Source organism: Kitasatospora sp. NPDC059462 (genome assembly GCF_042749955.1).
GTDB lineage: Bacteria > Actinomycetota > Actinomycetes > Streptomycetales > Streptomycetaceae > Kitasatospora.
Map to the genome: position 1 here is coordinate 1 of NZ_JBHYUU010000133.1, position 23,086 is coordinate 23,086.

The window sequence follows — 23,086 nt, forward strand, 5'->3', positions numbered from 1 at the left end:
GTTCACACTCGCGTTGAGCGGCACGGCAACCACCGGAATAGGGCGGCCCCGCGCACTGCGTCCTCGCTGTGTTATTTCAAAAGGAATCTCCAACCCCAGAGAATCTGAGGCCGGGGATGTCAACATATCTGGCGTTGACTTTTGGCACGCTGTTGAGTTCTCAAGGAACGGACGCTTCCTTCAGGCGGCTTTCACACCGGCCCTCCGGGCGCTTCGTTCTTTCGTGTTTCCAGCTTATCAGATGTTTTCCGTGCCGTTCCCGGCGCTTCCTTCATCCAACTCGCTGGCGTCTTCTGCGGCTTGACGCCCCGTCCGACGTTTCAAACTCTAGCCGATCCCCGCCCCGAAAAGCGAATCCGGCCGCAATCCCCATAAATGCACACGCCAAATAAACCCTGAGCCGGAACGCGTCGAAACAAATAACGACACGGCTCGGCCCGAACCGGGAAGAGGTGGTGTTCAGAGGATTGGCCGCTCCGGGACCGTCCGCGCCGATGCGTGTCCGGTGCTCCCTGCCGAGCGACTAGAGAACACTACGCCCATTCGGAGGCGAAGGCAAACGGCCTACTCGGACGATGCGGGTGCAGTCCGCGCGGCCGGCCTTCACGTACTCGCCGTTGGGGTGGTCGTTGCCGGTGACCCAGTGCCGGGCGGCGGCCTCGTCGCGGCCGCCGGCGCGGTGGCGGTCCAGCAGCCGGGTCTCGCGGACGGCGTCGTCCGTCTCGACGTACCAGAGCTCGCGCAGCAGGCGGCGGGCCTCGGGCCAGGGGTGGTCGGCGGCGGCCAGGTAGTTGCCCTCGGTGACGACGAGGCGGGTGTGCGGGTGGACGACGTGCCGGGCTGCCACCGGTTCGTCGAGCTCGCGGTCGAAGTCGGGGGCGTAGATGTCCCGGAAGCGGTCGGTGGTGACCCGGTGGAGCAGGGCGATGTAGCCGTCGGCGTCGAAGGTGGCGGGTGCGCCCTTGCGGTGGCCGAGGCCGAGGCGGCCGAGCTGGGCGGCGGAGAGGTGGAAGCCGTCCAGGGGGAGGTAGGCGGCGCTGCCCGGGCCCTCGTGGCGTTCGACCTCGGCGACGAGGTACCGGGCCAGGGTGGACTTGCCGGCACCGGGCGGGCCGGCGAGTCCGAGGACGGTGCGGGCGTTGCTGCCGGGGCCGTGCAGCAGGCGGAGGGCGAGGGCCGTGAGGCTGTCCGCGTCGAGGTCGGCCACGGTGGGTGTCCCCGTGGAGGGGTCCGCGTTCATGGCCGCACCCTACTCAGCGTCCGGCGAGGGCGGGAAGGTCCAGGGTGAGGGTGCCGGCGTCCGCGTCGAGCAGGGCGGGGACGCCGAGCGGGACGGTCAGGGTGGAGGGACAGTGGCCGAAGCCCAGTTCCCAGACGACCGGTATGCCGAGCGGGCCGAGGCGGTCGAGCATGACGTCCCGGACCCGGTCGAGCGGGCCGCAGCCCTCCCAGGATCCGAGGGCGATGCCGGTGACGCCGTCGAAGGCGCCGGAGCGCAGCAGCTGGGTGAGGATCCGGTCGAGCTGGTAGGGGTGCTCGTTGACGTCCTCCAGGACCAGGATGCAGCCGGCGTAGGAGGGGCGGGCGGCGGGGGTGCCGCGTTCGGCGGCGAGGACGTGGGTGCAGCCGCCGGCGGTGATGCCGCGGGCCCGCCCGGGGACGAGGGCGGTGGCGGTGGCCGAGGTGAGGACCGTCGTGGCGGCGGGGTCGAAGAGGGTGCGGCGCAGGTGTTCGGCGGTGGGGCCGTCCTCGATGAAGGTGGCGGTGGCGCTCATCGGTCCGTAGAGGGTGGCGAGGCCGAGGCGCCGGGCGAAGGCCTCGTGCAGGGAGGTGACGTCGCTGAAGCCGATCAGGACCTTGGGCGGGACGGCGCGCAGGGCGTCCCAGTCGAGGAGGTCGACCATGCGGTGGACGCCGTAGCCGCCGCGGGCGCACATGACGGCGTCGACGGTGGGGTCGAGCCAGGCGGCCTGGAGGTCGGCGGCACGGTCGGCGTCGGTGCCGGCGAGGTGGCCGAGGACGGGGTGGGTGTCGAGGACGTGCGGGGCGACAGTGACGCGCAGGTCCCAGGAGCGCAGGAGGGCGGTGCCGGCGGCGAGTCGCCGGGGGTCGATGGGGCCGCTGGTGGCGACCACGGCGACGTGGTCCCCGGGGCGGAGGTGCGGCGGGCGGGTCAGTCCTCGGCCGGGGGTGGTCGGGTGGTGGTCCATGGCCGGGTTCCTTCCGGGCGCGGTCGCGGGTGCGACGTGGTCGCGGGTGGGGGGTGGGTCTCGGGGCCGGTGCGGGACCGGCCCCGAGAGGTTATGCCCCTGACGCGTTCACAGCGATCCCATGACCTCGCGCACTTCGGCGAGGGTGGTGTCGGCGATCGCGTTGGCGCGTTCGTTCCCGGCGCGCAGGACGTCGCGGAGGTGGCCGCGGTCGGCGGCGAGTTCGGCGCGGCGAGCGCGGATCGGGCGGAAGTGCTCGTTGACGGCCTCGGTGACCGTTCGCTTGAGCGCGGCCGCGCCGCCGTCGCCGATCTCCTCGGCGACCTCCTCGGGGGCGCGGTCCTGGCAGAGGGCGGCGAGCAGGACCAGGTTGGAGACCTCGGGGCGGGTGGCGGGGTCGTAGGTGATGCGGCGGTCGGTGTCGGTCTTCGCGCCCTTGAGGAGCCGCGCGGTGGTGTCCTCGTCGGCGCCGAGCGGGATGGAGTTGCCGCGGCTCTTGCTCATCTTGCCGCTGTCGGTGCCGAGCAGCAGCGGGGCGGCGTCGAGCAGGGCGCGGGGGCGGGGGAAGACGGTGCTGCCGTCGGGGTGCGGGTAGCGCTCGTTGAACCGGCGGGCGACCGTGCGGGTGACCTCCAGGTGGGGCAGCTGGTCCTTGCCGACGGGGACGAGGTCGGCCTTGCAGAAGAGGATGTCGGCGGCCTGGTGGACGGGGTAGGTGAGCATCAGTCCGTTGACGGCGGACTGGCTGGAGTGGGCGATCTCGTCCTTGACGGTGGGGTTGCGGTGGAGCTCGGCGACGCTGACCAGGCTGAGGAAGGGCAGCAGCAGCTGGTTGAGGGCGGGGACGGCGCTGTGGGTGAAGATCGTGGCGCGGTCGGCGTCGATGCCGGTGGCGAGGTAGTCCAGGACGAGGTTCTCGGTGTGCTCGGCGAGGCGGTCGGCGACGTCCCGGTCGGTGATGACCTGGTAGTCGGGGATGACCAGGAACATCTCGACGCCCAGGCGCTGGAGGCGGACGCGGTTGCGGAGGCTGCCGAAGTAGTGGCCGAGGTGGAGCGGGCCGGTGGGGCGGTCACCGGTGAGGACCCGGTGGGCGCCCGGGTCGCGGCGGACGGTCTCGTCCAGGGCGTCGAAGCCGGCGAGGTCGGCGGGCTCGGTGCGGTCGCCGGGCTCGGTGCGGTCGGCGACGGTGGTGGTGGTCACGGGGTTTCTCCTCGGTACGGCGGTGGTGGCGGCCGTCCGGGGCTCGGGGCCCGTCCCGTCGGAGAAACGCAGCAGGGCCGTCCATCCCGGACGGCCCTGGTCAGGCGTGGCTGGTGGCCGTCCTAGGACGGCCACCAGCTGAGACCTGCAAAGCGCTTCATGGGTTCGAGGATAGCGGGTGCCCGTGCGGGCCCGCTCGGCTCCCCGGTGCCGTCAGTCCTCGACGACGAGGGCGGGCGTGTCCTTGCGGAGCGTCTCACCGCGGAAGAACGCGGGCCGGTAGACCCCGTACACGACCATGAGGACCGCGCCGAGCAGCAGGATGCCGACGCCGATGACGAACACCGAGCCGATGCCGAAGACGGCGCCGCTGCCGTACTCCGGGTCCCAGGCGTCGGTGAGGGTCTGCAGGAAGACGCCGCTGAGCAGGACGCCGCCGAGCAACGGGGCGATGCCCTTGACGGCGAGGTCGCGCAGGCTGTCGCGCAGCGAGCGGCGGAAGTACCAGACGCAGGCGAAGGCGGTCAGCGCGTAGTAGAAGCAGATCATCAGGCCGAGCGCCAGGATGGTGTCCTGGACGACGTTCTCGCTGATCACGCTCATGCCGACGTAGAAGGCGGCGGTGGCGATGCCCGCGGCGACGGTGGCGAAGCCGGGGGTGCGGTGGCGCGGGTGGACGGTGCCGAAGCGCGGCGGCACGGCCCGGTAGGCGCTCATCGCGAGCAGGGTGCGGGCGACCGGGATGAAGGTGGTCTGCAGGCTGGCGGCGGCGCTGGCGACGACGGCCACGAAGAGCAGGATGCTCCACGGGGAGCCGAGCACGGGGCGGGCCAGGGCGGCGAAGACGTTGTCGGCGGTGTCGGGGTTGCCGAGGCCGGTGCCGGCGGTGCCGACGCCGGCGAACATCTGGGCGGCGATCGCGACCAGCAGGTAGGAGCCGACCAGGGTGACCATCGAGATCATCGCGGCGCGGCCCGGGGTCTTGGCGCTGCCGCTGGTCTCCTCGTTCATGGTGAGGCAGGTGTCCCAGCCCCAGTACATGAAGATCGACAGGGACAGGCCGGCGGTGAACGCGCTGAACGAGCTCACTTCGAGCGGGTTGAGCCAGGAGGCGGAGAAGCCGATCGAGTCGGGCAGGTCGCCGGCGGCGGCCTTGGCGATGGCGATGCCGGAGAACAGCAGCAGGACGGCGAGCTGGAGGCCGACCAGGCTGTACTGGAACCACTTGGTGGCCGTCATGCCGCGGTAGCTCATCGCGGTGGCGGCGGCGATCAGCACGACGACGGTGGCCAGGTGAACGGCCTTGTTGTCGTTGAGGTCGCCGATGGCGCTGCTGCCGGTCATCTCGCCGAGCATCAGGTACAGGAAGTCGGTGGCCACCCCGGCGAGGTTGGACAGCACGATGATCGTGGCGACCGTCAGGCCCCAGCCGGCCATCCAGCCGACGCGGGGGCCGAAGGCCTTGACCGTCCAGGTGAAGGACGTGCCGCAGTCCGGGAAGTCCTTGTTGAGCTCCTTGTACGCGAACGCGACGAGCAGCATCGGCAGGAAGCCGGCCAGGAAGACCGCGGGCATCTGGACGCCGACGGCGGTGACGGTCGGACCCAGCGTCGCGGTCAGGCAGTAGACCGGGGCGACCGTGGAGACGCCCAGGACCACGCTGCTCAGCAGGCCGACGGAGTTGCCCCGTAGACCCTTGTCCCCCGCTGCCCCCGTCGCCCCCGCCGCCTCCGGCGCAGCGCCGGGGACTCCACCACTGGCGCCACTGACCGGGGCACCCTGCGGAGCGGCGGGCGCCGTTGCCCGGCCGCTGCTTCCGTGCTCTGAGAGCTGCTGATCAAACACCAGCGCACCCTAGGTGCGGGCGGCGAAGGTTGAGTAGTCCAACCGTGGGTGATCTGAGCCACTCCCTTCGATTTGCCTGAGTGTGATCAGTAGTTGCCCGACGATGCATGGGTTGTTAAGGCGTGTACCTTTATTTCTAAGGGTCGTTACCGAATTGATTTGCTGTGGTATGTCACAGTTTGGGATATTTCGGAGCTCGGCCGGACCCCTTCGGGCGATGCGGCGGGAAGCCCGGCGGGGCCGTCGGATAGGTTTGCCTCACCTAACCCCGACGCACCGCCCGTGAAGGAGTGCCGCGTGTCCCCCACCCCCGGCCGTCCGACCGCCCGCCCCACCCGCCGCACGCTGCTCACCACGGCCCTCACCGGCGGAGCCGTGCTCGGCCTCGGCGGGCTGCTCACCGCCTGCGGCAGCTCGGGCGACTCCGGCAGCGGCGGTTCCGGCGGCGCGACCGCCAAGCCCTCCGGCGGTTCCACCCCGGACCAGAAGTCGGTCAAGCAGGGCGGCGACGACTACGCCGCCGTGATCGAGAAGATGAAGGCCTTCGGCACCGACGCCGCGCCCGGCGTCTACCCCCGGACGATCAAGCACGCGATGGGCGAGACCGTCATCCCCGCCAAGCCGGTCCGGGTCGTGGTCCTCGACACCGGCGAGCTCGACAACGTCGTCTCGCTCGGTATCCAGCCGGTCGGCGTCGTCCACACCGACGGCTCCAAGACCATGCCGTCCTACCTCAAGGACAAGGCCGGCGACCCCGCCAACGTCGGCACCATCAACAGCCTCAACCTGGAGGCCATCGCCGCGCTCAAGCCCGACCTGATCCTCGGCAGCCAGCTGCGCGCCCAGGACCAGTACGCGCAGCTCTCCAAGATCGCGCCGACCGTGTTCTCGCTGCGCCCCGGTTACCCGTGGAAGCAGAACTTCGTGCTCAACGCGAGCCCGTTCGGCCTGGAGGCGGAGGCCAAGGCCCAGCTCGACGCCTACCAGGCGGCGGCCGCGGCGATCGGCGCCAAGCTCGGCGACAAGCGGCCGACCATCACGCCGCTGCGCTTCATGCCCGGCAAGACCCGGCTCTACGCGGAGCTGTCCTTCATCGGCACCATCCTCACCGACACCCAGCTGCCGCAGCCCAAGATCATGCAGGTCAAGGAGCTCGCGGTGGAGATCAGCCCCGAGCAGATCGACAAGGCGGACGCCGACTGGGTGTTCTACGGCGTCTACGGCACCCCCAGCTCCACCAACCAGGACGCCGTGCTCGGCGGGGCGCTGTGGAAGACGCTCGGCGCGGTCAAGTCCGGGCAGGCCCGGCCGGTCCCGGACGAGACCTGGTTCCTCGGCCTCGGCGTGGCCGCGGCCAACGTCGTCCTGTCCGACCTGAAGGGCTTCGTGGCGCCCGGCGCCTGACCGGCGCTCCGGGGGGGGACGGCCGGGCCGGACCGATGGGGCGTCAGGACGTGGGGCGGGCCGGACGGATGGGACGAACGGGGCGGAAGGGTGGCATGCGGCACACGGGGCGGAAAGGCGCTTGGAGCAGATCGCCCGGTACGGGAGGATCGACGGCACCGAACCCCGAAGGGCCCGTGCCAATGACCACGCTCGACCAGACCGCCGCCGACCGGCCCGCGTCGGCCGCACCGTCCGCGCCGCCGGCGCCCCCGGTGTTCCCCGCGCCCCCGCGCCCGGACGGGTCCGCGGGGGACGCGGAGAGCAGGAGGGACGCGGGGGACGCGGGAGCCGCCGGCGGTGCCGCACCCGCCGGACCGGCGGGCGGCGCCTCCCTCTGCTCCATCGCGGCGGCGGGGGCCGACGGCCGGACGGCCGGCACCACCGGCGTCCTGACCGGCGGGTCCGTGCCACGGCCGCGCGGCAGTGCCGCCCGGCGGTCCGGCGGGGCGGAGACGTCGGGGGACGGCGGTTCGGGCGGCGGGCCGGACGGCGGGGCGGACGGCGGGGCCGGGCCCGGTACCGGCCTCGGGGCCGGGCCGGAGCGTGCGGGGGGCCGGGACGGCGGGGGCGAGGGCTTCGTGCGGCTCCAACAGCCGCCGCCCGCCCGGGACCAGAGCGTCCCCGTGCTGCGGGCGGCCCAGGAGGAACTGCGCACCGTCGTCACCCGGCGCCCGGCGCCGTCGCGCCGGCTGCGCCGGATGCACCCGCAGGCGGCCGGAGACCCCCGGCCGTCCGCCGTGGACGCCGGCCCGGTGCCCCCGGCGGACGTGCCGTCCGTCCCGGGGCCGCGCACCCGCGGCGGCGACCGGAGCGCACCGGACGCGCGGGCGACGGGTGCCGAGGCACCGCTGGGCGTCCTGATCGGCGGTACCCCGCAGCTGCCGGAGGCCGCGGGAGGCCCCGGGCCGGCCGGACCGAACGGGCGTTGCGCGGAGCGGCCCGCCGTCCGGGCCACCGCCGAACTCGTCCGGCTCGGCCGGGGGACCTGTCTGGTGGTCCTGCCCGCCTGGCGGCCCGCGATCGCCGTGTCGGTGCCGACCGAGCACCTGCTGAACGCCACCGGTCTCGCCTACGAGCGGCTGGCCGGAGCGCGGCTCTCCGTCGTGATCAACCCCGACGCGCTGCACGACCGGGAACTGGAGCCGCGGGACTGGCGGGCCGGTGCGCCCGGGCGGCGCGGCGGGCGGCGGGCGGTCCAGGAACCGGCCGGGGCCGGGCGGTCGGGGACGGGCGGTCAGGAGCGGGCGGGCCGGACGTTCGGGATGTAGCCGAGGTCGACGGGCTCGGGTGCGCGGCCGCCGCCGAGCCAGCCCGGTCGGACGGCGGCCAGCAGTTCGGGCAGCCGGGGCGGCCAGAGGGCGTCCGCGTTCGTGTCGGCGAGGTCCTCCGGGGTCCACCAGCGCCAGTCGAGGATCTTGTCGGCGGCGTGCATCGCGCTGACGTCGCCGACCGGGCCCCGGTGCGGGCCGCTGGTGAGGTAGATGTGCTCATGCTGGCGGACGGGGGTGCCGTGCCAGGTGAAGTCGTGCTCCCAGGTGCAGAGCAGCGGACCGGGTTCGAGGTCGGACCAGCCGGTCTCCTCCCAGAGCTCGCGACGCGCCCCCGTCCACGGCGTCTCGCCGGGTTCGATGCCGCCGCCCGGCATGGTCCAGTGCACGCCGACCTCGCTGTTGTCCGAGCGCAGGAGGAAGACGGAGCCCGACTCGTCCAGGACGACCGTGCGGGCCGCCTGCCGCGGGGTCCTTCGCGCGTTGCGCCACAGGTTTCGCATCGGGTCACTCTCGCAGCGGGCGGCTCCGGCCGTCGAGCGGATTCCGGCGGGCGGATTCGGCGGGCTGATTCGGCGGGTGGCATTCCGGTGGGCGGATTCCGCAGGCGGCCGGGTGGATTCCGCGGGCGGACCGGGCGCGGTCGGCGGGCCCGGTGGAACCGGCTGTCCGACGGATTGCCGGACCGACGCGTCCGAGCGGGTCGAGGCCTGTGACGTCGGGGTTTTGACGGCCCGCCGGTCCGCCGGTGGCCTTACCCTGACGCCCATGCCCGCTCCCGCCTTCCTCCTCCCCTCCCACCCGCTGGACCCGCGCCGGGTCGACCCGCAGTTCGCCTGGGAGGCCAGGCTGCTGCGCGACCTGGGCGGCGAGCACCACCTGGTCGACCACGACGCGCTGCTCGCCGGGGACGCCCACCCGGCCGTCCGCGGCGTGCCGGCGGGGCGCGGGCCGTTCTGGTACCGGGGGTGGATGCTCCCCTCCCACCGCTACGCGGAGTTCGCCGCCGCCCTGGCGGAGCGCGGCGGGCACCTGCTGACCAGCCCGCCCGGGTACGCCTCGGCGCACGAACTGCCGGGCTGGTACGAGGTGTTCGAGGGGGCCACGCCGCAGAGCGTCTGGCTGCCGGCGGCGGGGACCGAGCCCTTCGGGGCGGCCCGGCTGGCTCCGGCCGTGGCCCGGCTCGGCGGGCGGGGGCCGGCGATCGTCAAGGACTACGTGAAGTCCCGCAAGCACGAGTGGGACGAGGCCTGCTTCATCCCCGAGCTGGCGGATCTGCCCGCCGTCGAACGGGTGGTCGCGCGGTTCGTGGAACTGCAGGCCGAACACCTGGCGGGAGGTGTGGTGCTGCGGCGGTTCGAGGAGTTCACCCGGGTGGGGTGGGACACCCGCACCGCCCCGCCCGGCGACGGCTCCGACGATGCCCCCGGCGGGGGTCCCGACACGGACCGGGCCGCCGGCCGGGGCGCGGCCCGGCACGCGGCCGACGGGCGGCGGCGGGCGGTGGAGGCCCGGGTGTGGTGGCTGGACGGCGAGCCGGTGCTGGTCGGGCCGCACCCGGACCTGCCCGGCTGCCCCGCCGCGCCCGACCTGTCCGTGGTCCGGCCGCTGGTGCGCGCGCTGGGCTGCCGGTTCGTCACCACCGACCTCGCCGAGCGGGCCGACGGCTCGGGCTGGCGGGTGGTCGAGGTCGGGGACGGGCAGGTGAGCGAGCTGCCCCGGGGAATCGATCCCTCGGGGCTGCTGATCGCCCTGCTCGCGGCGTGATGCGGGGCGGTGTGGTGCGGGGCGGCGTGATGCGGAGGGCCGCGGACCGGACGGCGCGACCGGGGCGGCGGGACCGCTTCGGGTTCCCGCCGCCGTTCGGTGCGGTTATCCGACGGTCACGTCCGCGGCCGGGGCGGGCGCGGCCTCGCTCCCGCCGTGGCCCTCCGCCACGAACGCCTGCCAGAGCCGGGTGTAGACCCCGCCCCGGGCGAGCAGTTCGGTGTGCGTGCCGTCCTCGACCACCCGGCCGTGGTCCAGCACCACGACCCGGTCGGCGCGCTCGGCGGTGGTCAGCCGGTGGGCGATGACCAGCGTGGTGCGCCCGCCGCTCAGCCGGTCCGCGGCGTGGTTGACCGCCGCCTCGGTGGCCAGGTCGAGGGCCGCGGTGGCCTCGTCCAGCAGCAGGACGTCCGGATCGACCAGCTCCGCCCGGGCCAGCGCGATCAGCTGGCGCTGGCCCGCCGACAGGTTCCGTCCCCGGCCCGTGACCTCGTGGTCGTAGCCGCCGGACAGCCGGACGATCATGTCGTGTGCGCCGACCGCCCGGGCCGCCGCCTCCACCTCGGCCGCCGAGGCACCGGGCCTGCCGTAGGCGATCGCCTCGCGGACCGTTCCGGCGAACAGGTAGGCCTCCTGCGGCACCACGCCGAGCCGGTGACGGTACTGCGCGAGGTCGTAGCGGGTCAGGTCCACGCCGTCGACCCGCACGGTGCCTGCCGTCGCGTCGTAGAACCGGGCGACCAGCTTGACCAGGGTCGACTTCCCGGCACCCGTCTCGCCGACCAACGCCACCGTCTGCCCTGCGGGGATCCGCAGGCTGATGTCGGTGAGGACGTCCGGGGCGCCGTCCGCGCCGCCGTTGTAGGCGAAGCCGACCCGGTCGAACTCGATCTCGCCGCGCAGTCCGGCCGGGACGGGCACCGGGTCGGCGGCCTGCGCGGTGCTGGTCGGGGTGCGCAGCAGCTCGCGGATCCGGCCCAGGCCCACGGCCGCCTGCTGGTAGCCGTCGAACACCTGGGAGAGCTGGTTGACCGGTGCGAAGAACAGGTCGATGTAGAGCAGGTAGGCCACCAGCGCGCCGACGGTGAGCGTCCCGGCGTCCACCCGCGACGCGCCGACGATCAGCACCAGGGCGGCGGCCACGCTGGAGAGGAACTGCACGAACGGGAAGTACAACGAGATGTAGAGCTGCGCCCGGACGCGGGCGTCCCGGTAGGCGATGCCGCGGGCGACGAAGCGGTCCGTGTTGGTGTCCAGCCGGCGGAACGCCTGGACGATCCGCATGCCGGCCACGTTCTCCTGGAGGTCGGCGTTGACCGTGCTGATGAGGTCCCGGGAGATCTCGTACTGGGTCTTGGACTTCCGGCGGAACACCAGGGTCGCCACCACCAGCAGCGGCAGCACCGCGAAGACCGCGAGGGCGAGTCCGGCGTCGATGACCAGCAGGGCCGCCAGGATGCCGAGGAAGGTCAGCAGGCTGACCACGGCCGTGACCACGCCGGTCTGGAGGAACGAGGTGAGCGAGTCCAGGTCGGTGGTCATCCGGGTCATGATCCGGCCGGACAGCTCGCGCTCGTAGTAGTCGAGGCCGAGCCGGTTGAGGTGGGCGAAGATCTTGAGCCGGAGCGTGTAGAGCACCCGTTCGCCGGTGCGGCCGCTGACCCGGTTCTCGGCGCTCTGCACCAGCCAGTCCAGCAGGACGACCGCCAGGGCGGCGAGCGAGGCGACGGTGACGCCGGTCATGACGCCCTTGCTGACGCCGTCGTCGATGCCGTGCCGGATCAGGATCGGCAGGACCAGGGCGGCGCCCGCGTCCAGGGCGACCAGCAGCAGGGCGAGGGCGAGCGGTGCGCGGAAGGGGCGCAGCAGGCGGCGGAGGCTGAAGTCGGGGTCGCCGCGCTCGGCGTCGGCGCGGGGGACCGCCGGGGTGTCGGTGGCCGGCGGGAGGGCGGCGACCTGGGTGAGCAGGCCGGGGGCGGCGGTGCGGGCCGCCTTGGCCAGGGCCGGGGTGGGCATCGCGGGGGGTGCGGGCGGCGCGGGGGTGGCGGCGGGGTCGGGGGCCGTCTCCGGCGTGGTCGCCGTGGTGGTCGTCGTCGGGGTCGCCGGGCTCGCCGGGTGCTTCGGGTCCGCGAGGTCGGCCGGGTGGGCCGGGTCGGCGGGCTTCTGCGCGGCGGGGGTGCGGCCGGCCTCGGGGTCGGTGATCAGGGCCCGGTACTGGGGACATCGGGCCTCCAGTTCCTCGTGCGTGCCGAGGTCCAGCAGCCGGCCGCGGTCGAGGACGGCGATCCGGTCGGCCAGCTGGAGGGTGGAGCGGCGGTGGGCGATCAGCAGCGTGGTGCGGCCGGCCATGACCGAGCGCAGCGCGTCGTGGATCTCCGCCTCGATCTGCGGGTCGACCGCGGAGGTGGCGTCGTCGAGGAGCAGGACGCGGGGGTCGGTGAGGATCGCCCGGGCCAGGGCGATGCGCTGGCGCTGGCCGCCGGAGAGGGTGAGGCCCTGCTCGCCGACCTTGGTCTCGTAGCCGTCGGGCAGCGCCCGGACGAACTCGTCGGCCTGGGCGGCGCGGGCGGCGGCGACGACCTGCTCGTCGGTGGCGTCCGGGCGCCCGTAGGCGATGTTGGTGCGGACCGTCTCGGAGAAGAGGAAGCTCTCCTCGGGCACGATGCCGACGGCGGCCCGGACCGAGTCGAGGGTCAGGTCGCGCAGGTCGTGGCCGTAGAGGCGGACGGCGCCGGAGGCCGGGTCGTAGAACCGGGGCACCAGCTGCGCGACGGTGGACTTCCCCGAGCCGGACGCGCCGACCAGGGCCAGGGTCTCACCGGGGGCGAGGCGGAGGCTGAGGCCGTGCAGGACGGGCGCCGGGTGCTCGGGGTCATAGCGGAAGCCGACCTGGTCGAACTCCAGCGCCACCTCGGTGGTGAGCGGGCCGGCCACGCGCGGGCCCGGCGCCGGCGCGGCCGCGGACGGGGTTCCGGCGGCGTCGGCCTCGCGGGCGGCGTGGGGGGTCCCCTCCCCGGCGCGGTCGGGGGCGGACGGGAGGGCGAGGTCGAGGGTGACGGCGTCCGGGCGCTCCCGGACCAGCGGGCGTTCGTCGATCAGCTGGAGCACGCGCTCGACCCCGGCCCGGGCCTGCTGGCCGACCGTGATGACCATGGTCAGCATCCGGACCGGGCCGGTCATCTGCGCCATGTAGGTGGAGAAGGCGACGAAGGTGCCGAGCGAGACCCGGCCGTCGACCGCGAGCCAGCCGCCGAAGGCCAGCACCGCCACCTGGGCGAGTGCGGGGATCGCCTGCATGGCGGGGTTGTAGCGGCTGTTGAGCCGGATCGAGCGGAGCCGGGCCGCGTAGAGGTGGCCCGAGGCCGCCTCCAGCTTGTCGAGCTCCTGGGCCTCCTGGCCGAAGCCCTTGACCACCCGCACGCCGCCGATCGCCTCGTCGACCACGCCCGCGACGGCCGCGGCCTCCTGCTGGGCGGCCCAGGTGGCGGGGAAGAGCCGCTTGCGGCTGAGCGAGGAGACCCACCACAGTGCCGGGGCCATGACCAGGGCGACCAGGGTGAGCGGCGGCGAGAGCCAGATCATCACGCCGAGCGACATGGCGAACATGATCAGGTAGCCGGTCATCATGGGCAGCATCGAGAGCAGCCCGTTGACCAGCTGGAGGTCGGAGGTCGCGCGGCCGACGACCTGGCCGGTGTCCAGGCGGTCCTGGCGGTGGCCGTCGAGCCTGCCGAGCGAACGGAAGAGGTCGGCGCGCAGGTCGTGCTGGACGTCGACGGCGAGCCGGCCGCCGTAGTAGCGGCGGACCTGGGTGCAGCCGAAGACGACGGCGGCCGCGAGCAGCAGGACCACGGCCCACGGCGCGAGCGGGCGGGAGTGCGCGGTGATGACGTCGTCGATGATCACCTTGGTGACCAGGGGCACCAGGGCGGTGACGGCCATGCCGAGGAGCGAGGCGCCGAAGGCCAGCAGCACGCTGCGCCGGGAGCGCCAGCAGTAGCCGAGCAGCCGCCGGAGCCAGCCCCGGCCGTCGCCGGCGTCGTCCTCGCCGCCGGTGGCGGGTCCGGTTCCGGAGCCGGGGCCGGTGGTGGTTCCGGTGCCGTCGCCGGCGGTGGTCGTGGGGTCCGGGGCCGCGTCCGGTCGGACGTGCCCGTCCCCGGGGCCGCCCGGGGTGTCGGCTCGGGTGCCGGCTCGGGTGCCGCTCGGCGAAAGCTCCACCGTAGATCCGTGAGTCTCAGGCATATTTAGGGATGCTAACCATTCCGTCGGGTGGCCGCCATGGAGTTTCAGGCCAGGGCGAGCCGGAGATCCCGGCCCGACGGAGGGGGCAACAGCCCGCAACCTGCGGTGATTCCCGGCGGACCGGACCGGCGCGCCCGCTACCAGGGTCGCCGACCGGCCCGGGGCGGGCCACCGCCCACCGGCGCAGGGCGCCGACCGCCCTTGGTCCTAGGCCGCCGGCCCGAGCGCACGGGGCCGGGCGGGGTGGGCGGGGCGGACCGGCCGGGGCACCGGCGCACACCGGCGGGCGGGCCGTCCCCCGGACGGCGCAACGCGGCCCGACGGGATCCGCACTCAGGCGCGGGCGGCCCCGGCGGCGGCCCGCTCGGCGTCGGCGGCCGTGGCGTCGGCGGCCGCCGAGAAGGCCCCGTGCGCGAGGTTGTGCAGCAGCGCGGCCATCGCGTCACGCGCGAGCCCGGCCCGTTCGTCGCCCTGGGCGGGGCTCGGCCCGTGGCTGTGCGGGGTGGAGTTGATCAGCCCGAAGACGGCGTGCACGGCCGCCCGGGCGACCGGCTCGGCGGACGCGGCCGCAAGCGGCGGATAGGCCTGGCGGACCACGTCGACCCAGAGCTCGACGTAGGCGCGCTGGAGGCGGCGGACCGTCCGGCGGTCCTCCTCGCGGAGGTTGAGCAGTTCCCGGTCGTGCAGGGTGATCAGGTCGCGGTCGTCCAGCGCGAAGTCGACGTGGCGGCCGATCAGCGCGTCCAGCGCGGCGGCCGGCCCCTCGTTGCCGCCCGCCCGGCGGCGGCCCTCCTCCAGCAGCCGCTCGCTGATGCCGATCAGGAGGTCGGCGAGCATGGCGTCCTTGCCGGCGAAGTGCCGGTAGAGCCCCGGGCCGCTGATCCCGACGGCCTTGCCGATCTCGTCCACGCCGACGCCCAGGAAGCCCCGGGCCGCGAACAACCGGGCGGCCTCCTTGCGGATCTGGTCGCGGCGCGGGAGCCCGGAGGCGGGTGGGACGTTCGGCATGCGGCCCATCGTAGACAGTGGGGTTATCGGTCGTTAACCTGGGCGACGGAAGTTAACGTTCATTAACGTGTGGGGGTCGCGGGCTCACCAGCCCCGCCGGCCCACCTGCCGCCGAGGGCAAGGGAGCTCTTGGGATGGTCATCTCCACCGCCGGCGCACCCACCGGCATCAATGGCAGCGCGGCGGCCGGCACCCCGGGCGCCGCCGCCCCGGCGCCCCGGCTCGGCACGGCCGTCGACCCCGGTTCCGAGGCGTACCGGACGAACACCGCCGCACACCGGGCGCTGGTCGCGGAACTGCGCGAGAAGCTCGGCACGGCCGCGCTCGGCGGCGGCGCCAGGGCCCGCGCCCGCCACACCGCGCGCGGCAAGCTGCTCCCCCGTGACCGGGTGGACACCCTGCTCGACCCCGCCTCCCCCTTCCTCGAACTGGCCCCGCTGGCGGCCGACGGGATGTACGACGGCGCCGCCCCGGCGGCCGGGGTGATCGCCGGCATCGGGCGGGTCGCCGGGCGCGAGGTGGTCGTGGTCGCCAACGACGCCACCGTCAAGGGCGGCACCTACTACCCGATGACGGTCAAGAAGCACCTGCGCGCCCAGGAGGTCGCGCTGGAGAACCGGCTCCCCTGCGTCTACCTGGTCGACTCCGGCGGCGCCTTCCTCCCGATGCAGGACGAGGTCTTCCCGGACCGCGACCACTTCGGCCGGATCTTCTACAACCAGGCCCGCCTCTCAGCGGCGGGCATCCCGCAGATCGCCGCCGTGCTCGGCTCCTGCACGGCCGGCGGCGCCTACGTCCCGGCGATGAGCGACCAGGCCGTCATCGTCCGCAACCAGGGCACCATCTTCCTCGGCGGTCCGCCGCTGGTGAAGGCGGCGACCGGCGAGGTGGTGACGGCCGAGGAGCTCGGCGGCGGCGACCTGCACGCGCGGACCTCCGGCGTCACGGACCACCTGGCCGAGGACGACACCCACGCCCTGTCCATCGTCCGCACCATCGTCTCCGGGCTGGGCCCGCGCGCGGCCCGCCCGTGGCCGCTCACCGCGGCCGAGCAGCCCGCCGTCGACCCGGCCGGCCTGTACGGGGCCGTCCCGGTCGACCCGCGCACGCCCTACGACGTGCGCGAGGTGATCGCCCGGCTGGTCGACGGCAGCCGGTTCGCCGAGTTCAAGGCCGAGTACGGCGCGACCCTGGTGACCGGCTTCGCCCGGATCCAGGGCCACCCGGTCGGCATCGTCGCCAACAACGGCGTGCTGTTCGCCGAGTCCGCCCTCAAGGGCGCCCACTTCATCGAGCTGTGCGACCAGCGGGGCATCCCCCTCCTCTTCCTGCAGAACATCACCGGGTTCATGGTGGGCCGGCAGTACGAGGCGGGCGGCATCGCCAAGCACGGCGCCAAGATGGTCAACGCCGTCGCCTGCACCCGGGTCCCGAAGCTGACGGTGGTGATCGGCGGCTCGTACGGAGCCGGCAACTACTCGATGTGCGGCCGGGCCTACTCACCCCGCTTCCTGTGGATGTGGCCGAACGCCAAGATCTCCGTGATGGGCGGCGAGCAGGCCGCGTCGGTACTGGCGACCGTCCGCCGCGACCAGCTGGAGGCGCACGGCGAGCAGTGGCCCACCGAGGCGGAGGAGGAGTTCAAGCGCCCCGTGCGCGAGCAGTACGAGCGCCAGGGCAACGCGTACTACGCCACCGCCCGGCTCTGGGACGACGGTGTGATCGACCCGATGGACACCCGGACCGTGCTCGGCCTGGCGCTCACCGCCTGCGCCAACGCCCCGCTCCCGGCGCCCGCCCCGTTCGGCGTCTTCCGGATGTAGCGCTCCCTCCTGCGGGCGGCGGTCCACCCGCCCCGCCGCCTCCCCGGTGCCCGGCACGCGCCCGGTACCACCACCTCCTTCGTACGGCTCCCCTCGACCCGGAGGAACGCCTCCCATGTTCGACACAGTTCTGGTCGCCAACCGCGGCGAGATCGCCGTCCGGGTGATCCGCACCCTGCGGCGGCTCGGCGTGCGCTCGGTCGCCGTGTTCAGCGACGCCGACGCCGACGCGCCGCACGTCCGCGAGGCCGACGTCGCGGTCCGGCTCGGCCCGGACGGCCGCAGCGACAGCTCCGCCGCCGAGACCTACCTGCGGACCGACCAGATCCTCGCCGCCGCCCGCCGCACCGGCGCCCAGGCCGTCCACCCCGGCTACGGCTTCCTCGCCGAGAACGCCGTCTTCGCCCGCGCCTGCGCCGACGCCGGCCTCGTCTTCATCGGACCTCCTCCCGCCGCGGTCGAGCTGATGGGTGACAAGATCAACGCCAAGGAGGCCGTGCGGGCCGCCGGCGTACCGGTGGTCCCGGGCAGCCGGGCCACCGCGCCCACCGACGAGGAACTCGTCGCGGCCGCCGAGGAGATCGGCTACCCCGTGCTGCTCAAGCCGTCCGCCGGCGGCGGCGGCAAGGGCATGCGGCTGGTCCGCGACCCGGCCGAACTTCCGGCCGAGATCGCCGCGGCCCGGCGCGTCGCCCGCACCGCCTTCGGGGACGACACCCTGCTGCTGGAGCGCTGGATCGACCGGCCGCGCCACATCGAGGTCCAGGTGCTGGCCGACGCCCACGGCACCACCGTCCACCTCGGCGAGCGCGAGTGCAGTCTGCAGCGCCGCCACCAGAAGCTGATCGAAGAGGCTCCCTCCGTCCTGCTCAATGCCGAGACCCGTGCGGCGATGGGCGCCGCGGCCGTCCGCGCCGCCGAGTCCTGCGGCTACACCGGTGCCGGCACCGTGGAGTTCATCGTCCCCGGCATCGGCCCGGACTCCCCCGCCGCCGGCGAGGGCGTGCGGGACTTCTTCTTCATGGAGATGAACACCCGTCTCCAGGTGGAACACCCCGTCACCGAACTCGCCGTCGCGGTGGCCGACTCCGCATCCGCCGACCGGGCAGCCGACGACCGGAGCCCCGCCGCCGGCCGGCCCCGGCGGCTGGACCTGGTCGAGTGGCAGCTGCGGGTCGCCGCCGGTGAATCCCTCCCCTTCGCCCAGTCCGACATCTCCTTCCAGGGCCACGCCATCGAGGCCCGGATCTGCGCCGAGGACCCGGAACGGGACTTCCTGCCCACCGGCGGACGCATCCTGCTCCTCGACGAACCACGGGGCGAAGGCATCCGGGTGGACTCCGGGGTCGCCCCCGGGACCGTGATCACCAGCTCCTACGACCCCATGCTCGCCAAGGTCATCGCCTACGGACCCGACCGGCCGACCGCGCTGCGGCGCCTGCGCGCCGCGCTGGCCGACACCCGGATCCTCGGCGTCACCACCAACACCGGCTTCCTGCGCCGGCTCCTCGCCCACCCGGACGTCGCCGCCGGCCGGCTCGACACCGGCCTGGTCGAGCAGACGGCCCAGCAGCAGCCCGGGCTGCTCGCCTCGCCGTACTCCCCGGCCGCCGGAACCGCACCGGACGACGTGTCCCCCGACTCCCTGCCGCCGGAGGCGCCGGCACCCGCCCACCTCCTCTACTACGCGGCCGCGCTCGCGCGGCACCTGGACCTCGCCCCGGCCGCCGACGCCGACGGCTGGACCGACCCGTTCTCCCTTCCCTCCGGCTGGCGCCTGGGCGGCGACCCGGCCTGGACCACCCACCGACTCCGCGCCCCCGGCCAGGACCCGGTGGCGGTGAGCGTCCGATCGATCACTGCGGGCAACGTAACGGACGCCACTGACAATCCGTCCGACGGCGCCCTGGAGGTCGAGCTCCGGCTCGACGCCGGACCGGTCCACCGGGCCCGGGCCGGCCGCTCCGGCGACCGCCTCCACCTGACCGTCGACGGCCTGCGGACGAGCTTCGCCCTCGCCGCCGGCGACCCCGCCGCACCCGCCGCCGGCCCGGTGACCTGGCTCGGCATCGACGGCGACGCCTGGCCGGTGCACACCCACGACGCGGTCGGCGAGAGCACGGCCACCGGCGCCGCCCACCACGGCGCGCTGACCGCACCGATGCCGGGCACCGTCACGGTCGTGAAGACCACGGCCGGGGAGCCGGTCCGCAAGGGCCAGCCCCTGCTCGTCCTGGAGGCCATGAAGATGGAACACGTGATCGCCGCCCCGCACGACGGCACGGTGAGCGAGCTGCGGGCCACCGCCGGTGCCACCGTCGCGATGGAGGAGCTGCTGGTCGTGGTGACCCCCGCCGAAGCCCCGGCGGACGCTCCCGCCGAGGCCCCCGCGCAGGTGCGGTCGTGACCGCCCCCGCGCCGGGGGGCGCCGGCCCCGACCGCGAACCGGATGCCCTGGACCTGGGCCTGCCGGACCCGGTCCGCGCCGCCGGGCTGCCCGAGGAGGTGCGGATCCACGAGGTGGGCCCGCGCGACGGCCTGCAGAACGAGGGCGCGCTCGTCCCCGTCGAGGTCAAGGCCGAGTTCGTCGCCCGGCTCGCGGCCGCCGGGCTGCGCACCGTCGAGGCCACCAGCTTCGTTCACCCGAAATGGGTACCCCAGCTGGCCGACGCCGAGGACCTGATGCCCCGGATCGCCGACCTGCCGGACCGTCACCCGGGTCTGCGCCTGCCGGTGCTGGTGCCCAACGAGCGCGGGCTGGACCGGGCGCTGACCCACCACGTCACCGACGTCGCGGTGTTCGCCAGCGCCACCGAGACCTTCGCCCGCCGCAACCTCAACCGCTCGGCGGACGAGGCGATGGCGATGTTCAGCCCCGTGGTGGAGCGGGCCACGGGGGCCGGGGTCCCCGTCCGCGGCTACCTGTCGATGTGCTTCGGCGACCCCTGGGAGGGCCCGGTCCCGGTCGCCCAGGTGGTCCGCCACGGCGTGCGGCTGCTGGAGATGGGCTGCGCCGAGCTGAGCCTCGGCGACACCATCGGCGTGGCCACTCCCGGCCAGGTCACCGCGCTGCTCGACGGCTTCGCCGCCGCGGGGGTGCCGGCCGGCCGGCTCGCCGTGCACTTCCACGACACCTACGGCCAGGCGCTCAGCAACACGCTGGCGGCGCTGCGCTCCGGGGTCACCACCGTCGACGCCTCGGCCGGCGGGCTGGGCGGCTGCCCCTACGCCAAGAGCGCCACCGGCAACCTGGCCACCGAGGACCTGGTGTGGATGCTGCACGGCCTCGGCATCCGGACCGGCGTCGACCTGCGCGCCCTGGTCGCCACCAGCGGCTGGATGGCCGGCCGGCTCGGACGGCCGAGCCCCTCCCGCGCGGTCCAGGCCCTGCTCGGCACGACCCCGGCCGGATCACCGGACTGACCCGTCCCGACCGGCCCCTCATACTCGTCCGCTCATCACACCGCCCGCCCGTCACACCAGCAACGGCGGCGGTCGTCCCGACCACGCCCGCGCCCACCCGGCGGGGCCCCAGGAGGATCACCATGCTCGACCACCGGTTGAACACCGAGCACGAGGAACTGCGGCGCACCGTGGCCGAATTCGCCCAGGACGTGGTGGCGCCGAAGATCGGCGAGTACTACGAGCAGGGCGAGTTCCCCTACGAGATCGTGCGGGAGATGGGGCGGATGGGCCTGTTCGGCCTGCCGTTCCCGGAGGAGTACGGCGGCATGGGCGGCGACTACTTCGCGCTCTGTCTGGCGCTGGAGGAGCTGGCCCGGGTCGACTCCTCGGTCGCGATCACCCTGGAGGCGGCGGTCTCGCTCGGCGCGATGCCCGTCTACCGCTTCGGGACGGAGGAGCAGAAGCGCGAGTGGCTGCCCAGGCTGACCTCGGGCGAACTGCTCGGCGCGTTCGGCCTGACCGAGCCCGAGGGCGGCTCAGACGCCGGGGCGACCCGCACCACCGCGCGGTACGACGAGGCGACCGACGAGTGGGTGATCAACGGCACCAAGTGCTTCATCACCAACTCCGGCACCGACATCACCGGCCTGGTCACCGTCACCGCGCTCACCGAACCGATCGCTCGTTCGAGTGAAGAGGGCGAATTCTCCTCGCCACGGCGGGAAATCTCCTCCATCATCGTGCCCACCGGGACCCCCGGGTTCCAGGTGTCGAAGAAGTACTCGAAGGTCGGGTGGAACGCATCCGACACCCGCGAACTGTCCTTTACCGACTGCCGCGTCCCCGCGGCCAACCTGCTGGGCGAGCGAGGTCGCGGCTACGCCCAGTTCCTGCGGATCCTCGACGAGGGCCGCATCGCGATCGCCGCCCTGGCCACCGGCCTGGCCCAGGGATGCGTCGACCAGTCCGTCTCGTACGCCGGTACGCGCCGCGCCTTCGGCCGGCCGATCGGCGCCAACCAGGCCATCCAGTTCAAGCTCGCCGACATGGAGATGCGCGCCCACACCGCGCGCCTCGCCTGGCGGGACGCCGCGTCCCGGCTGCTGCACTCGGAACCGTTCAAGAAGGAGGCCGCGATCGCCAAGCTGTACTCGTCGGAGGCCGCCGTCGACAACGCCCGCGAGGCGACCCAGATCCACGGCGGGTACGGCTTCATGAACGAATTCCCCGTCGCCCGCTTCTGGCGGGACTGCAAGATCCTCGAAATCGGCGAAGGCACCTCGGAGGTCCAGCGGATGCTCATCGCGCGAGAGCTCGGCGTCTCCTGAGGCGGCCGCACGCCGTCACCGCCCCGTCCGCCGGCCCGCCCGGGCCGGCGGACCCGGGGAGAACCGGACCGCCGGCCCGGGGCCGGAACCAGCAGGAAGGAGTCACCCCGGACCGCCCGAGTCGATCTGGTCGTACCGGGTCAGTGCGAGTTCGAACGCCGTCGGCGTGACCTTGACGGCGCCGTCGAACGGGCCGCTGAGCTGGAACACCAGGCTGACCGCGAAGGCCACCGAGGCCCCCACGAACCCCATCAGCACCAGGTTGCGCCCGGTGGCGGTCAGCCCGACCAGCGGCGGCGTCGCCAGCACGAACACCGATCCCACCACCAGACCCCCCAGCACCAGCGCCGGCACCTGCGCACGGATATCGGCCAGCCGGGCGTTCCGTCGCGCGAAGACGTCCGTCAGACTCCTCAGCACATCGGCTTTGGCGGCGAGTTCGGATGCGTTCTGGCTCCGCACCGCGTCCACCGCGATCCGGATCCGGTCGGCCGCCGCCCAGGCCTCGGCACTGCCGTGCCCATGGCCCATCTGCTCCCACTCGTCCGTGATCACCTGATGGGTGTAGGCGCGCACGCGCTGCTGGACCACCGGACGGTCCGGACCGGGCAGCAGCCGTGCCGACCAGTACACCTCGGTGAGCGCCCGGGACTCCTCGTAGGTGTGCTGGCGGGCAGTGTTGAGCTGCTGCCACGCACCGGCGATGGCGAATCCGGTGAAGAGGGCGAAGAAGCCGAGCACCGCCGCGCCCGCGAAGCCGATCGCGGACGGGTTGGTCGCGCCCTCGCGGGAGCCGCGGGACCGGCCGACCAGTGCACCGATGGCCAGGGCGAGCGCCGCGCCGGCCAGCGCGGCCACGACATTGATCCACATCTACCGACCACTCCCCCGAGGTTCACTCACCGACGCCACCACCTCCACCGCCACCTCCAGGACCATCTCGCCGGCGTTGCCGCACCGACAGGGCGGCGGCCAGCACGACAAGGACGGGGAGCACGATCGCCAGCAGCAGCATCAGAACCTCGTCGGTGCCCCAGTCCTCGTCCCAGTCGAACGGTGTGTCGTCCGGGATCTGAGCAACCGCGGCCTCGTTCCCCTGGGGGCTCGGGCTGCTGGACTGGCCCGGCTGCTCCGGTCCCGTGGTGCCCGGGCCGGAGCCGGAGCCGGAGCCGGCACCCGCGCCTGTGCCAGCGCCTGCGCCTGCGCCAGCGCCAGCGCCGCCCGACGCTCCGCCTGCGGCGGCTCCCGGTCCCGCCGCACCGGCCCCGGCCGCACCCCCGGCTCCGGCAGCTCCGGCCGCCCCGGCGGCTCCGGCAGCTGCGGCCCCGGCGGCACCTCCCGCCGCTGCTGCTGCTGCGGCGGCCGCTGCGGCAGCAGTGGCGGCGGCAGCAGCAGCAGTGGCGGCAGCGGCAGCAGCAGCACCCCCGCCTGCGGCCGTCACCGCCTGGAACGGGCTGGCGGGCAGCCCGAAAATGCTGGTGCCCGGGCGATAGGGCACCGCGGATCCCGCTGCTGCGGCGGCTGCAGCAGCGGCCGTTGCG

Annotated in this window: 16 protein-coding genes; 8 read left to right on the forward strand and 8 right to left on the reverse strand. The window is 74.1% G+C overall.

Translation table 11 applies throughout. The features are described 5' to 3' along the window. Window positions 1–304: hypothetical protein (locus ACFXAM_RS27480; protein WP_380295109.1), on the forward strand; the 304-nt coding region annotated here is incomplete at its 5' end. Between the two features lie 219 nt (window positions 305–523). Here the strand turns inward: ACFXAM_RS27480 and ACFXAM_RS27485 are convergent. The 4 genes from ACFXAM_RS27485 to ACFXAM_RS27500 form a co-directional block, all read right to left on the reverse strand. Further along, complete coding sequence (locus tag ACFXAM_RS27485; protein ID WP_380295111.1) at window positions 524–1,240, reverse strand: nucleoside/nucleotide kinase family protein; 717 nt, start codon at window positions 1,238–1,240, stop codon at window positions 524–526. Between the two features lie 13 nt (window positions 1,241–1,253). Further along, on the reverse strand, window positions 1,254–2,210 hold the full coding sequence (locus tag ACFXAM_RS27490) for an LD-carboxypeptidase (protein ID WP_380295113.1): 957 nt from the start codon (window positions 2,208–2,210) through the stop codon (window positions 1,254–1,256). A gap of 108 nt (window positions 2,211–2,318) precedes the next feature. Beyond that, window positions 2,319–3,335 carry a tryptophan--tRNA ligase gene (trpS, locus tag ACFXAM_RS27495; RefSeq protein WP_380295131.1) on the reverse strand — a complete coding sequence of 339 codons (1,017 nt, stop codon included), beginning with the start codon at window positions 3,333–3,335 and terminating at the stop codon, window positions 2,319–2,321. Between the two features lie 291 nt (window positions 3,336–3,626). Beyond that, entirely contained in the window at window positions 3,627–5,258 is a 1,632-nt protein-coding gene (locus tag ACFXAM_RS27500; RefSeq protein WP_380295115.1) for an APC family permease, read from the reverse strand. A 297-nt stretch (window positions 5,259–5,555) separates the two neighbouring features. On the opposite strand from ACFXAM_RS27500, the gene ACFXAM_RS27505 reads away from it, so the two are divergent. After that, window positions 5,556–6,662: an ABC transporter substrate-binding protein gene (locus ACFXAM_RS27505; RefSeq protein WP_380295116.1), complete on the forward strand. Its 1,107-nt coding sequence runs from the start codon at window positions 5,556–5,558 to the stop codon at window positions 6,660–6,662. 182 nt (window positions 6,663–6,844) lie between these two features. Beyond that, window positions 6,845–7,972, forward strand: a complete 1,128-nt coding sequence (locus ACFXAM_RS27510) for a hypothetical protein (protein WP_380295117.1) — start codon at window positions 6,845–6,847, stop codon at window positions 7,970–7,972. Here the strand turns inward: ACFXAM_RS27510 and ACFXAM_RS27515 are convergent. Next, window positions 7,939–8,475, reverse strand: a complete 537-nt coding sequence (locus tag ACFXAM_RS27515; RefSeq protein WP_380295118.1) for an NUDIX hydrolase — start codon at window positions 8,473–8,475, stop codon at window positions 7,939–7,941. The two genes, ACFXAM_RS27510 and ACFXAM_RS27515, sit on opposite strands and share 34 nt — an antisense overlap. 265 nt (window positions 8,476–8,740) lie before the next feature. Between ACFXAM_RS27515 and ACFXAM_RS27520 the strand changes: the two genes are divergently transcribed. Beyond that, window positions 8,741–9,739, forward strand: a complete 999-nt coding sequence (locus tag ACFXAM_RS27520; protein WP_380295120.1) for an ATP-grasp domain-containing protein — start codon at window positions 8,741–8,743, stop codon at window positions 9,737–9,739. A 105-nt stretch (window positions 9,740–9,844) separates the two neighbouring features. Here the strand turns inward: ACFXAM_RS27520 and ACFXAM_RS27525 are convergent, their stop codons facing one another. Together ACFXAM_RS27525 and ACFXAM_RS27530 are read right to left on the reverse strand one after the other, a co-directional pair. Further along, a complete protein-coding gene (locus ACFXAM_RS27525; protein WP_380295133.1) occupies window positions 9,845–13,747 on the reverse strand; it encodes an ABC transporter ATP-binding protein in 3,903 nt (1,300 codons plus the stop codon). 567 nt (window positions 13,748–14,314) lie between these two features. Next, window positions 14,315–14,989 carry a TetR/AcrR family transcriptional regulator gene (locus ACFXAM_RS27530; RefSeq protein ID WP_380295122.1) on the reverse strand — a complete coding sequence of 225 codons (675 nt, stop codon included), beginning with the start codon at window positions 14,987–14,989 and terminating at the stop codon, window positions 14,315–14,317. 134 nt (window positions 14,990–15,123) lie between these two features. Here ACFXAM_RS27530 and ACFXAM_RS27535 point away from each other — a divergent pair, with 134 nt between their 5' ends. The 4 genes from ACFXAM_RS27535 to ACFXAM_RS27550 all read left to right on the forward strand — a co-directional run bounded on the left by ACFXAM_RS27535 (window position 15,124) and on the right by ACFXAM_RS27550 (window position 21,545). Continuing rightward, entirely contained in the window at window positions 15,124–16,812 is a 1,689-nt protein-coding gene (locus tag ACFXAM_RS27535) for a carboxyl transferase domain-containing protein (protein ID WP_380295124.1), read from the forward strand. Between the two features lie 115 nt (window positions 16,813–16,927). After that, window positions 16,928–19,219 (forward strand): acetyl/propionyl/methylcrotonyl-CoA carboxylase subunit alpha, encoded by a 2,292-nt coding sequence (locus tag ACFXAM_RS27540; protein WP_380295126.1) that lies wholly within the window; start codon window positions 16,928–16,930, stop codon window positions 19,217–19,219. A gap of 47 nt (window positions 19,220–19,266) precedes the next feature. Next, on the forward strand, window positions 19,267–20,235 hold the full coding sequence (locus tag ACFXAM_RS27545) for a hydroxymethylglutaryl-CoA lyase (protein WP_380295135.1): 969 nt from the start codon (window positions 19,267–19,269) through the stop codon (window positions 20,233–20,235). Window positions 20,236–20,357: 122 nt separating this feature from the next. Beyond that, complete coding sequence (locus ACFXAM_RS27550; protein WP_380295128.1) at window positions 20,358–21,545, forward strand: acyl-CoA dehydrogenase family protein; 1,188 nt, start codon at window positions 20,358–20,360, stop codon at window positions 21,543–21,545. 102 nt (window positions 21,546–21,647) lie between these two features. Here the strand turns inward: ACFXAM_RS27550 and ACFXAM_RS27555 are convergent, their stop codons facing one another. Continuing rightward, window positions 21,648–22,418 (reverse strand): hypothetical protein, encoded by a 771-nt coding sequence (locus tag ACFXAM_RS27555; RefSeq protein WP_380295129.1) that lies wholly within the window; start codon window positions 22,416–22,418, stop codon window positions 21,648–21,650. Window positions 22,419–23,086 lie beyond the last annotated feature (668 nt).